This window comes from Nostoc parmelioides FACHB-3921 (assembly GCF_014696625.1).
GTDB lineage: Bacteria > Cyanobacteriota > Cyanobacteriia > Cyanobacteriales > Nostocaceae > Trichormus > Trichormus parmelioides.
Genome location: NZ_JACJQL010000014.1, coordinates 67,693 through 80,552 on the forward strand (window position 1 = coordinate 67,693; position 12,860 = coordinate 80,552).

Annotated in this window: 13 protein-coding genes; 7 read left to right on the forward strand and 6 right to left on the reverse strand. The window is 43.6% G+C overall.

The window, feature by feature from the left end; genetic code table 11:
* Positions 1-105 precede the first annotated feature (105 nt).
* Positions 106-483, forward strand: a complete 378-nt coding sequence (locus H6G14_RS12125) for a GIY-YIG nuclease family protein (RefSeq protein ID WP_190567652.1) — start codon at positions 106-108, stop codon at positions 481-483.
* 4 nt (positions 484-487) lie between these two features.
* Positions 488-694 carry a hypothetical protein gene (locus tag H6G14_RS12130; RefSeq protein ID WP_190567653.1) on the forward strand — a complete coding sequence of 69 codons (207 nt, stop codon included), beginning with the start codon at positions 488-490 and terminating at the stop codon, positions 692-694.
* A gap of 31 nt (positions 695-725) precedes the next feature.
* On the opposite strand, the gene H6G14_RS12135 is transcribed toward H6G14_RS12130, so the two are convergent.
* Both H6G14_RS12135 and H6G14_RS12140 read right to left on the reverse strand, forming a co-directional pair.
* Positions 726-3,101, reverse strand: a complete 2,376-nt coding sequence (locus H6G14_RS12135; RefSeq protein ID WP_190567654.1) for a tetratricopeptide repeat protein — start codon at positions 3,099-3,101, stop codon at positions 726-728.
* Between the two features lie 389 nt (positions 3,102-3,490).
* Entirely contained in the window at positions 3,491-3,760 is a 270-nt protein-coding gene (locus H6G14_RS12140) for a hypothetical protein (protein ID WP_190567655.1), read from the reverse strand.
* Between the two features lie 125 nt (positions 3,761-3,885).
* Between H6G14_RS12140 and H6G14_RS12145 the strand changes: the two genes are divergently transcribed.
* The 3 genes from H6G14_RS12145 (at position 3,886) to H6G14_RS12155 (ending at position 6,146) form a co-directional block, all read left to right on the forward strand.
* Complete coding sequence (locus H6G14_RS12145; RefSeq protein WP_190567656.1) at positions 3,886-4,215, forward strand: low molecular weight protein tyrosine phosphatase family protein; 330 nt, start codon at positions 3,886-3,888, stop codon at positions 4,213-4,215.
* Between the two features lie 123 nt (positions 4,216-4,338).
* Positions 4,339-5,271 carry a ferritin-like domain-containing protein gene (locus H6G14_RS12150; RefSeq protein ID WP_190567657.1) on the forward strand — a complete coding sequence of 311 codons (933 nt, stop codon included), beginning with the start codon at positions 4,339-4,341 and terminating at the stop codon, positions 5,269-5,271.
* 134 nt (positions 5,272-5,405) lie between these two features.
* The gene (locus tag H6G14_RS12155) at positions 5,406-6,146 is read left to right on the forward strand and encodes an isoprenyl transferase (protein ID WP_190567712.1); all 741 of its coding nucleotides are present in this window, start codon (positions 5,406-5,408) and stop codon (positions 6,144-6,146) included.
* A 35-nt stretch (positions 6,147-6,181) separates the two neighbouring features.
* Here the strand turns inward: H6G14_RS12155 and H6G14_RS12160 are convergent, their stop codons facing one another.
* Positions 6,182-6,754 carry a hypothetical protein gene (locus H6G14_RS12160; protein WP_190567658.1) on the reverse strand — a complete coding sequence of 191 codons (573 nt, stop codon included), beginning with the start codon at positions 6,752-6,754 and terminating at the stop codon, positions 6,182-6,184.
* 146 nt (positions 6,755-6,900) lie between these two features.
* Here H6G14_RS12160 and H6G14_RS12165 point away from each other — a divergent pair, with 146 nt between their 5' ends.
* Positions 6,901-7,575 (forward strand): winged helix-turn-helix domain-containing protein, encoded by a 675-nt coding sequence (locus H6G14_RS12165; protein WP_190567659.1) that lies wholly within the window; start codon positions 6,901-6,903, stop codon positions 7,573-7,575.
* Positions 7,572-9,044, forward strand: coding sequence for an ATP-binding protein (locus tag H6G14_RS12170; protein WP_190567660.1), 1,473 nt, complete (start codon positions 7,572-7,574; stop codon positions 9,042-9,044). The genes H6G14_RS12165 and H6G14_RS12170 overlap by 4 nt, the downstream gene beginning before the upstream one ends.
* A gap of 211 nt (positions 9,045-9,255) precedes the next feature.
* Here H6G14_RS12170 and H6G14_RS12175 read toward each other — a convergent pair whose 3' ends face one another.
* The 3 genes from H6G14_RS12175 to H6G14_RS12185 form a co-directional block, all read right to left on the reverse strand.
* Positions 9,256-11,238 (reverse strand): primary-amine oxidase, encoded by a 1,983-nt coding sequence (locus H6G14_RS12175; protein WP_190567661.1) that lies wholly within the window; start codon positions 11,236-11,238, stop codon positions 9,256-9,258.
* A gap of 124 nt (positions 11,239-11,362) precedes the next feature.
* Positions 11,363-11,887 carry a tetratricopeptide repeat protein gene (locus H6G14_RS12180; RefSeq protein ID WP_190567662.1) on the reverse strand — a complete coding sequence of 175 codons (525 nt, stop codon included), beginning with the start codon at positions 11,885-11,887 and terminating at the stop codon, positions 11,363-11,365.
* A gap of 60 nt (positions 11,888-11,947) precedes the next feature.
* Positions 11,948-12,850 (reverse strand): transporter substrate-binding domain-containing protein, encoded by a 903-nt coding sequence (locus tag H6G14_RS12185; protein WP_242053418.1) that lies wholly within the window; start codon positions 12,848-12,850, stop codon positions 11,948-11,950.
* Positions 12,851-12,860: the final 10 nt, after the last annotated feature.

Here is a 12,860-nt window from a genome sequence, read left to right on the forward strand (position 1 = left end):
GTTATCAATATTTGTTCATGTTCAATTGAATGATGGCGCTCAATATTTAGGCTGGGACAAAATTTGTGGGAACATAAATCCTGTGTAATTAGCCTCTTTGTTTTCATGGCAACGAAAGACTCTGAACTGCAAGCTCAAGCTCGGAGAATCCTAGATGTAATCGCCTTTACTCCGTTTGAACAATGCCAGCCATTAAACCGTGAATTTAACGATATTCCTCCTCGTCCCGGTATCTATGCAATCAGGCACAAAAATGATGGGTTGCTCTACATCGGTAAAACAAAGAGTTTGCGGGGACGTTTCAGTGGTGGACACAAGGCTTTTCTCTGGGCGTGGCTTGATCAGTATCAAGATAAAGATGTGCGGATTGCCTGGCAAGAAATTTCTTACTGGGAGAACCCTGGGTTACTATTGGAGTTAGAAGCCATCATCCTGAGAGCTACTGAACCGCCTTATAATGTCCACATTCCAACCCAAAGGTGAAGCTATGGCAACCAAACTTCACGAGCAACTTTCTGCCGTTGATGCCGAAGTCATTTTAGAGCGTCTACCTGAGCGAATTCGAGATGCTCTCATTGCTCATGCCACAGAAATCGAGTATCCTATTGAAGCAGTCATCGAAATGGCGATCGCCAGTTTTCTGGACACAGAAGCATTAGGTTTCGCAGATTGCCAGCCAGGACGTGGACTTTAGCTTAAAAGGTGGGTTTAGGGGAAGTGGTGGTCTAAAAACTGGCAGTTCTGGAAATTTTGGCAACTTGATTAGGAGCTTTAATTTCTGTAAATAAATGTGTTGCTTGAGAAAAATACTTTTGGCTGGCATCAGACTTTGCCATTTTTTGATAGGTTAAACCTATTTGAAAGTAGGTTTCGGCTAGGTCACATTTAGCACCGATTTTATCTAAAAGTTCGATTGCTTCTGTATGATAAGCCAGGGCTAATGGATAATCTGCTTGTTGGCGATGAATTTCTGCTAATCCATTCAGGGTTTTTGCTTTTACCTGCATATAATGGCTTTCTTCCGCAAAGGTCAACGCTTGATGAAACATTTCCTTTGCTTTGGTAAATTCTCCTAAATTAACATAGGTTTGACCTAAGATTTGAATAAAATAAGCGAATCTTCCCGTCTCTATTATTTCTTCTTTTTTAATGTTTTGATAAGCTACATCTGCTAATAAATAAGCAGCATCACATAAGCCTAAGTATGAATTTACTAAAGCTAAACATACAGAAGCTTTTTCTGCCCAGCGATGATGGTCTGTATTTTGGGCTAGGTAAATTACTTGTTGAAATAATTTGGCAGCCTCTTCTAGTTCCCACAAATCTATTTTATAAAGACCAACGCTTAAGAGAGAGTCTACTTCTAACATTCTCAAATAGTAGACTTTATGTTTATTCTCTGGTTGCGGTACGAGTGATTTCAGGGCTTGTGTTGCCAAATTGATGGTTTTTTCCTGACAGGCGATCGCTTGAATAATATCACCTGTAATCCAATACAAATCACCTAATATATTATACAGTTCACTTAAGTCTTGGTCATGCCCAATATTCTTGACGACTTGATTGATAGCAGTCATGATTGGCTGAATTAAACCCATCCGATACAGTGTACTTCCCAAGGGCAAAAACTGCTGCCATTGATTATTGCGACTCTTGAGAATTACCTTACCTGCTAACTCGAATTTGTTAATTTCTATATAGTGATAATATGCTTCTAGCGCTTGCAAAGCATCTTGAAATATGGTGATTCTGGGAACACTAGCCGTCCAAAATTCAGCAACTTTGTGATTGGTTATTTCCCACTCATCACTAGTACGTAAACGCGCGATCGCCTCGGCGCGAATTACCGGATGTAGCCAATATTCCCCTTGATGACACTCCACTAAAGAGCGATTTCTCAGGGAAGCAATAAGTTGACGATGTTCAGACGCGGGAACATCCCAAAGTAAAGAAAACAGTCCTGATGAGGGAATGGTGGGTATATCTTGGTAACGATAACATCCCAAACGGCACAGTAGGCGATAGGCTTGGGGATCAAGGGCTTGCAAACGATTAATTTGACTCACCGCTAAATTCTTTAAGTCAGTTGCGGCTAAAGGATCACCATGATTTTCTTGCCAATAAAGCGCCATATCCCCGCCGAAATCTTCCTGCATCGCCCCGCAGAGAATCCCCATTGCTTTGGCATTACCGCCGTAGGTATGATGTATTTGTTGCAAGGTAGGCAAGTTGATAGTTAATCCACGGTTACTAAAAAACTTTTGCCATGTGCTTTGATCCAAACCTGGAAGCCGATAATGATGCACATTTAACCCAGGTTCACATAGGCGATCGCGGCTAGTAATCAACGTTACCGACTGCACCCTAACATCAGCCAAAATCCGCAACAATTCTACATAATTGCGGTGAAGCGGAATCAACCCACCTTGTTGATCTAATGCAGGTTCCAGATTATCAATTAACACCCCAATCCGCCGATTGTGGAGTTGGCGCTTGAGTCGTCCCAACGTCACCCCAAACTCCACCCCTGGTTCTTCCCCAAAATCTTGTTTCAGCCATTCCTCCACCACCCGTTCCGCCGGGGTGATGTTTTGGGTTTCCTTCGCCATCAGCAATTCTAAAACCAACTCAAAACCCTGAGTTTGCAGATATTGTTGGGCGAGAGTAGTTTTCCCTAAACCCCCCTCACCCTGGATAACAATCACCTTTGAGCCTTGATTCACCAGAGAATTTAGGTGAGCGATCGCTTCCTCCCTACCCAAAAAATTGCTATCCTCTAATTTAGGTGTAGGTTGTTGGTTTAATTTTGGGTAATCAATTAGACCTGATATAGACGTAGTTTTTCTCAGCACCCGTTCCAAGGTAGCGCGACAATTACTCTTGGTAATCCTCTCCCGCAGTACTTGAGAAAGCAGTTTCCATAAATGTGAGCCAGCATCCTTAGCGTGTCCTTCCGTACAACCATAAGCACGGGCAATATCCAAATATTTCCTACCCAACCAAACCTGCACAACAATAACTTTTTGCAAATCGCTCAACCGTTCCCCGGTCTGAGCAGGAATTATGGTGTCTAACCATGCTAATGCTGCTTCAGCGTCCATTATTATGCAATGACGAGGGTAGTTATACAAATTCAAAATTCAAAATTCAAAATTCAAAATTCAAAATCAAGAAAGCCACATTTAGCATGGATTTCAAAGTTTTTATTTGATATTTGATTTGAGAACTATAGATTAATCTACAATTCTTCTGCCCCATCTTTCGGAGAAGATTCGATGAATCCGACTTTTTCCCCGACTTTTTTATTGCTTCCTCCGCAACCTCTCTCAAAAAAATCAATTGAGCATTATTACCACCCCCTCTAGCAAGAAGATAACAAGTTTCGGTAATGACAGGATAAGTAGTAATTAGTACTTCATTGAGGCTATTCAAAACTTGTACAGCTAGTTGATGAGCCTGATCATTTTGGTTCCCCAATGCTACGAAAAAGCTAGTATCCGCGATGATCATAATTTTCCTGTATGGCTGATCGCACAATAGCTTCAGAATTAGCAGCCAAGTCAGCTTCTCCTTGAAAACAGCCAATAAATTTACTTTGCTTGAGTTTAGCTAAAGGATTGGTTTTTTGTTGATGGAGTTGTTGATAGCGCAGATCAATAGAAGACTTGATTGCTTCTACTGTATCTTGCTCTGCCTCCTGTTGAATATAAGCCAGCTTTTCAGCATATTCTTCATCTAGCTCGATATCTAAATTCTTCATCACCATTACCAGGAAATGTTTACATAGAGTATATCGCACACCTGTTTTGAAGCATTTCTCATCTAAAATTTCGGATAAAATTCGATGAATGCAACTTTTTCCTCGAATTTTCTGACTTTATAATTATGAAAAAAATTTTATTTATTTGTAGTCAAAATAGATTGCGTAGTCCCACTGCTGAGGTTGTATTTGCCGAATATGAAGGATTAGAAACGGATTCGGCGGGTTTAGACCATTATGCAGAGGTTCCAGTTTCCTCAGAAGCTATCGAATGGGCTGATATTATTTTTGTCATGGAGCAGATACATAAACGGAAATTAGCCCAAAATTTCCAGCCTTTCCTCAAAAATAAAAGAGTCGTATGTTTAGATATACCAGATGAATTTGAGTATATGGAACCAGCTTTAATTGAGATATTAAAGAAAAAAGTGCTGTCGTTGTTAGGTACATATTAAAACATCCGATTTTTTACCCGACTTTTGCCACTGAAATAAAATAAAACTGCCGACTTCAGCCGACTGACAAAAGAAAGTGCGATCGCTTAGGCTATTGGGCATAGAAGTCATAGTATAAAAATTATGCTTGATACCACCAGCCCACAACTAGAAGCATCGGCGGCACAAAGCTATGCTCATCCTCACTACTGGCAAACACAGAGCCGTATTCGCTCCCTCATAGATAAATATATTGCAGTCGAAATACTACGCGATCGCCTGCAAGATTTACCGATACAATTTGCCAATCCCCAAGCGCGTCCTTGGAAACCAATTGACTGGCAAGCCATTAACCGCAACCAAATTATCGGTATAGAACCAGAAGTATTTTTATCTATACTGATAGGTGCAATGGACACAGAAGCCCCCATTCGAGGCTATACCCAAACCAGTCGGCAATATTTAGAAAAGTTACATCCCCAAATGGCGCGGTTTGTGGGTGGAACAGTCGATGGAGATGGCGAACTCCAAGAACTTGGTTTATGGGAAAAAGAAGAACGTCAACACACACCCGCATTAATCAAAATCTACACCCAATTAACAGGGGAGAAAATCACCCCCAAACATCGCACAATCAGAGGCTACCTCCCCACAAATGACCCCCAAGAAGACCTCTATCGCCACGGCTTACACCGCGTAGCCACAGAATACGGTGCAACCTGCCTTTACCTGTGGCTGATGGCGCACACAACAGGCGCACTCCAAGACGTTCTCGAAGAACTCACAAAAGACGAAATCAACCACATGACCAAATTCTGGGGCTTTGGAGTTTGGGCTTTCCCCGACACAGGACTCATCCGTGTAGGACACACCCTCATCAAAACCCGTTCCCAAACCTATCAACGTAACAATCTCATGCGAACCCTACGCCGCATGATGAATACACTCAACTGGAACGCCTGGACACTCACCAACAAAGCCACCCTCATCTACACATCCACCCAAACCATGCGCCGCCTCTGGACATGGCACAACACCCTTACCCCCCAGTATCTCAACAACCTACTAAGTAATTGATAACCCCTCTATACTCTCCTTCCCCTCTCCTCTGCGTCTCTGTCTTGAAAAGTTCAGATCGCCGGAAGCCGGCGCTCCGACTTTTCGCTGCGCCTCTGCGTGAACTTCCCCCAAATCCCCTCATCAAAACCAACATGATCCCCCCAGACTTAGACCCCCAAAAAATCCCCCAACACATAGCCGTCATCATGGATGGTAACGGCAGATGGGCAACCAGGCAAGGATTACCGCGCATAGCCGGACATCGCCAAGGCGCAAGAACTCTCAAAGAACTCTTGCGCTGCTGTAAAGATTGGGGAATCAAAGCCCTCACCGCCTACGCCTTCTCTACGGAAAATTGGCAGCGTCCCATCGAAGAAGTAGATTTTCTGATGCTGTTGTTTGAGCGATTACTGCGCCGGGAATTATCCCAGATGCACCGAGAAGGTGTAAGAATATCCTTCATTGGCGATTTGTCAGCATTACCCAAGTCTCTGCAAACAGAAATGGAACGCTCAATGACAGAGACATTAAATAATCAAGCAATTCACTTTACGGTTGCAGTTAACTATGGCAGTCGCAACGAAATTACTAGAGCCTGTCGTCAAGTGGCGGAACTGGTGCAACAAGGCAAACTCAGCGCAGATGCAGTTAATGAAGACATTGTAGAACAACACCTCTACACTGTAGATACTCAACCACCAGATTTATTGATTCGGACTAGCGGCGAAATGCGATTAAGTAACTTTCTGTTATGGCAAATGGCATATACAGAGATGTATTTCACAGATATTCTGTGGCCTGATTTTGACAGAGCAGCATTTCATCAGGCTTTGTTGAGTTACCAAAAACGCGATCGCCGTTTCGGTCAAGTTAAAGCTTTAATCCCAGCCTAATATACCACTCACAGCAGGGCATAGACCAACTGGATCTATCTTGTTGTATCAGGACGATTTCCTTCTGGTGGATGAGCAGGCACACCCAAAGCATCTTTTAACTGCTGTTCTGTCACACCCAACTTTGCCGCCGCCGCTTTAAAATCAGGACGGGGTGGACGCTGGCCTTCACCGGGAGGCTTGGCAGGCACACCCAAAGCATCTTTTAACTGCTGTTCTGTCACACCCAACTTTGCCGCCGCCGCTTTAAAATCAGGACGGGGTGGACGCTGGCCTTCACCGGGAGGCTTGGCAGGCACACCCAAAGCATCTTTTAACTGCTGTTCTGTCACACCCAACTTTGCCGCCGCCGCTTTAAAATCAGGACGGGGTGGACGCTGGCCTTCGCCAGGAGGATTGGCAGGCACACCCAAAGCATCTTTTAACTGCTGTTCTGTCACCCCCAACTTTGTCGCCGCCGCTTTGAAATCAGGGCGGGGTGGGCGTTGTCCTGATGGTGGTTCTGAAGCTTGGGCGATTTGTTGGACTTCGGCGTTTACTTGATGTAAGGAAATAAAACCAACTAAAACAGGAATTGCTGTGGCGAATAAGATGTTACGAACTTTCATGACTGATATCCAAATGATGGGCTGTTGATATTTCTGATTTAAACCACCCAAAATTACAGATCACTCTGGTTTTAAATTACAGTTTTGTAATTTTCATGACACGACAACGAATTTAGAATGGACTAATAAGTAAGTGATGAAAGTTTGTGAACGTTCTCTTTGTCGAAGACGAAGCAAAAATTGCTAACTTCGTCCAAGCTGGACTGAAGGAACAGGGATTTGTCGTAGACTATTGCGACAACGGTGATGAAGGATATCTGCGGGCATTAGACAACGAATATGATGCCATCATCCTGGATATCATGGTTCCGGGTAAAGATGGACTCTCGATTCTCAAACAACTGCGGCAGAAGGGACGGAATGCACCGGTGATTTTGTTGACAGCTCGGAATGAGTTAGACGATCGCCTGGCGGGTTTGAATTTGGGTGCTGATGATTACATTGCCAAACCATTTTTTGTTGAGGAATTGGTGGCGCGGATTCATGCTGTGGTGCGTCGGAGTATAGGCGATCGCCAAAATTTATTGGTGATAGGGACACTCAAGCTTGATCGCATCACCAGAGAAGTGACTTGCAATCAACGAGTGATCGAACTCACCAGCCGGGAATTTAATCTTTTAGAGTATTTAATGCGATCGCCTGGGCGTGTTTTTACCCGTACCCAAATCCTAGAACACGTTTGGGGCTACGACTTTAACCCTAATACCAACGTCGTAGATGTTTGTATTCAGCGAATTCGCAAAAAAATTGACCCTGTTGATGAAGCAGGCTGGATTGAAAGTATTCGCGGCGTGGGTTATCGCTTCCGTCAGCCAATATGAAACTACCTTCCTTTCGGTTGCGAATTGCTCTGTTATCTGCCGCTTTGGCTGGCACTACACTAGTAGGATTTAGTGCAGTCTCTTGGTTGCAAATTTACGATGCTAAACTCAGTCGCCTGGATGCAGAACTGTTAAATCAACTGATGCGGGCAGCACCAAACTTACTTCCACCCAGAGAACCCCCTACATTTTTCACTAGGGAAAATTTTCGTCCACCTATGCCAGAGCCTTGGCAGCGTTACGAAGAATTATTATCTTCCGCCTTTGGTGGAAATGCAAAAACACCTATTGTACTGTTGGTACTGGATGCAGAAGGCAACCAACTTTATGAATCCCCACAAACTTCTCCTGACTCTGACTTACGTCGCCTGTTGCTTCAGAATCTCCAGTTAGCGCATCAACCACAACCCCCCCGGCCTTTACCCAATCTTCCCTTGCGCCCCCCACGTCCACCGCAATTTGTCACCCAACAGACAGCAAGCGGCGCTTGGCGAATTGGTGCAACTAAATTTCCCCGTTCTCAGGTTGCGATCGCTGTCAGTCTGCAAACCGTCAATCAAGAGATGGCAGCCATTCGCAATATATATCTTGTTTCCATTCCCATCGCCTTGCTACTAGTTACCTCTGGAGCTTGGTTAGTATCGGGTAGCGCATTGCGTCCGGTTCGGCAATTAACGGCTGTAATTCAACAGGTGAGCGCCAAAGGTCTAGATCAGCGCATTCCCATCGGTACGACGGATGTTGAATTTGTGGAACTAATTCAGGTGTTTAACCAAATGTTGCAACGCCTGGAAAGCAGTTTTACCCAAGCCTCTCGCTTCAGTGCTGATGCAGCTCACGAACTGAAAACCCCCCTAACAATTCTCCAAGGTGAACTGGAACGCACACTACAACAGGTAGAACCCGGCTCAGAAGTACAACAGCGTTTAAGTAATTTATTAGATGAAGTCCGCCGCTTGAGTGGAATTATGCGTAAACTCTTGCTGTTGTCCTTAGCCGATGCAGGACAAATGAGTTTGTATCTAGTGGAAGTAGATATGTCTGAGTTATTAATGGAGATGGTTGAGGATGTGGAATTACTCGCCCCCCACTTGAGTGTACACATCGAGATTCCTGAGAAATTGCGGGTAAAAGGCGATCGCGATCTACTCATCCAAGTGTTGCAAAATCTGTTGAGTAATGCAATCAAATACAATCTCCCCCAAGGTTGGCTCAAAATTCACGCTCATCAAACACCAACTACCATCCACATCACCATTACCAACTCATCCCCAGACATTCCCCCAAGCGATCGCGATCGCCTGTTTGAGCGTTTCTATCGTGGTGATCCCGCCCGCACACGCAAAGTAGAAGGCATCGGGCTAGGACTCAGCCTGTCCCGTGAAATTGCCCGCGCCCATCGTGGTAACTTAACCTTAGATGCGGAAAATTCTGGTCAAACGAGGTTGACTCTGACTTTACTCCGGTGACATACTCCCACACCTCAGTTAGTAGGGTGTGTCAGTGCAAAAAAACCTAACCATACCAAGAAATTATTCATACTGACACCAATTTGAAAAAAGAATGCGATAGATATACAGCCTCAAACGCTTGTTCTGTCTTGATTCTTAATTTTGAATTTTGAATTTTGAATTGGTATCACGCACCCTACATTTGGAGATTTTTTGATCTAAAAGTCCCTTACTCGCCTAAATTAATCGCCGGATTGCGGCTAAAAAAGGCTCTGGGAGAGAGTTTAAAGCCAAGCTTATGAACCGGCATCACAGGCCAATCTTCTGGCTTAGGTACATGAGTAATACCCATTGTGTACCACAAAACAATATCTTGACCCATCAAAGATTCATCATCGGCAATGTATTCAGGTAAACCTTTTCCTGGTGGTGCTTGATTAGGATAATTACCACCGGCATATAATTCACCGGGTTTATATTGAGTCACCCAAACATGATGAGTGGCAAACTCAGCTTTCTGCCGAATTTTTGCCCCCTCCACCGGGAAAAACACTGTGTTACCTCCCGGCATTAACATATATGCAGGGGCAACCCCTAAAGCATTCTTCTTATCTGCATTCGCAATCATCCATTCCCGACTGTGTTTGATATCCAAATCACGGACAGCAGCCTTTTCGGTGTTGAGTGGGGTATCTTTGACCACAATGGCATTACCGATAGGATTGTTCTTCCCTATCGGCAAACTTTCCACGTTCATTTCCATCACATTATTAGCTTGACCATCCACATCCATATCTAAGCGATAGTTAAAAAAGTGCTGGTGATTGACACCAAAAATATTTTTAGCTAGTAACCTTCCATAGGAATTATCTTCAGGCTGGGTTTCCGCTTCTGTTCCCTGCACCAAAACAATACCTGTTAAATCATTCTCTACTTCTAAAGTGCCGTCTTGGTGGAAAATCCAGTTAATACCGTAATCATAGTTATCAACCGCCGCCGTGATGGTAATGACTAATTGGCGATCGCGTCGCACATCGTTGCGTTGGGTATTATACTCATAATGCTTCCAAAGTATGCCGTTATCCCGTTCGTAAACACCAACTACCCCAGGCATAACATAGGGTTCCCCTTCTTCATTGGCAAACACAGCATCAAGTAAAACGCCATTTTGGGGAATTTCCTTCCCTAACTCCATTGTGCTGGCTAGTAACCCCAAGTTATATTCACCAACATCGAAAGCGTTTCTAAATGACCAAGTAGGATCAGGATCGCCATAAGGTACAACCATCTCCGATAAGCTGGCGCGATATAATACTGGTCGGATATTCTCACCATCATTGTAAGTTACTTGATACAGTACCAACCCATCACGGGGGTGCATCACATACCGAAACTTCCAACCTTGCCAACTAATTTCATTACCCTGAATTTGGAAACTCTTTCCTTTCGGTTGCAGTATTTGTAAGAGTTTTGGGGGCGAGAGTAATTTACCTAAAGTCTCTAAATCATAATTCCAATTTTCCTTGGACATGGGAACTATTCCCTGGTCGATAAAATTGATGACTGTACCTTTATTTAAATCAACCGTTGCTATTACACCCTCAATAGGAGTGCCGTAATAATTCCAGCGTTCCCCGCGATAAAATAATAAAGTCCGACACAAACGCCCCCCTGTTGCTGCTTCCTCTTGACTTAAAATTCCCGCCGCCCAGCAACTCACCTGTACTTGATTAAAATCTGTAATTCCCCGTTTTTTCATGGCTTCTTGCCATCGGGAATCAGATTTCACTACATTTCGTGCTAGTTCATATTCTGAGTTAAAAATTGCCGGTTGCACATGGGGTTTCTCTTGCCAGGACGCTATTTTTTGCGTTCTCAGGTCAATAACAGCTTCATAGGTTTTGTTTTGCGATCGCTCATATACTACCAAAAAAGCCTTGCGCTCGAACGATTGACCTTGTGTAAAATTCACAACTGCGCTTTTATCCGGTTCTGCCAAGGTAATCAAGGGAAAAGCAGCCATGTCAGTTAAAGGCTTTTCCTTTCTAATTAAGGCAACTGCTGTTTTAATCTCCGCTTCTGTCAACGCTGTCAAAGGATGGGAAATTATTGATTGTTGTGCTGTTACTGTTTTTATTAATATCAGTGATATACCACAGCAGATAATAATAGTAATAGCTAACAAGAAGAATAGCTTTAGCCGCTTCATCATTCTAGAAAATCTGGCAATAAATTTATAGTTATTTATTTCCCAGAATTCAGATATAAAACCGAATTAAAGTTAAAACAGATCCCCGACTTCTCAAAGAAGTCGGGGATCTTAGGATCTAAAACCATCAAGCAGTCACTAAGCGCCGCAAAGATTCCGCACGACGTTTAGCTGTAGCGTTATTGGGTGCAAATTTGAGTGCTTCTTCGTACATTTGCAGAGCCTGAGCAGTCAATTTTTTGCGCTCATACGCATGACCCAAGTTATTTAAAGCCACTACATAATCGGGTTTAAATTTTAGCGCTTCCTTATACTGACGAATCGCTAAATCATACTGCTCTTGAGCAAAGTAAGCGTAACCCAAACCATTGTAAATAGGCGCAGTATTTTCTTCTCCTTCTTCTTCGGCTGCTTTCAGAGCCTTTTGAAACAAAGGTATAGCTTGTGTGTACACTTTCTTCTCTGAATAAATACAAGCTAACTCATAATATTCTTGAGCTGTACCCTTGTCCTTACTCAACTTACTACGCAATCGAGATAAAGCACTTTCACGCTTACGAGTTTTGAACAGCTGGCGGAAAACACTCACAACCGCAAATCCCAGTATACCCACCAACACGGAGAGATAAACAACCGCTAGACTGTTATCCATTGTCTTCAAATCAAATTATTAAAGTGTCTTCTATCTCTATTATGGGTCTTTTAGGGACTCTTAAGAGGAGGGGGCAGGGGAAGCGGGGGGTGCAGGGGTGCAGGGGAAGCAGGGGAAGCAGGGGAAGTAATGACTATTGACTATTGACAACTGACTATTGACTAATCCCCAATATTTAATCCGTTCTTTTAACCAACCTTGAGCGATGTAACGAGCGATCGCTTCGTTAACTTCTCTTCGCAATTCATCGTACTGCAATCCCTTGGGCATGACTACAGACAAGGGTGCTGTGGATAATTTTGTTGGTAATAGGCGATATTGAGGATTTTCTCTAACCCAACTACTCAGGAGGCTACCATCGGCGGCGAAAGCGGCGACGTTATTATTTTCTATTGCTGCTTGCGCTTCTTGGTAAGAATTAACTCCCACTAACTCGGCGCTGGGGATGTAGTAACGTACTTCGGCGATGGTGCTGGAATTATTCAGGACAGCAATTTTGCGCTTGGCTAAATCATTTATTTGCTGTACAGTTGCGTCTTTGGTAATTAAGTAAGTGCCATCCATGTAGTAGGGAACACTGAAACTTACCAAGCGTGAGCGTGATTCTGTGGCTGTGACTCTGGCGATCGCTAAATCAACTTGATGATTAAATACTACAGATAGGCGATCGCGATTATTTACGGGTTGCAATTTTACAGCATCGGCTTTACCTAACAAATCAGCCGCTAAACGCTTTGCTAAATCAATTTCTAAGCCTTGTAAATTGCCCTGAGTGTCTTTAAAACCCAACAAAGGCAAATTATCCTTCACGGCTACAGTTATGTAGCCTCGGCGCTGAATTTCTGGCAGTTCGGCGGCAGATGCAACAAGTCCTGTGGCCGAAATCATCAAGCAAATAATGGTGGCGGATAATATCAGATGTAACCGACTAATTATTTGCCATCTGTTACATCCGTTATTCATCCGTTACCAT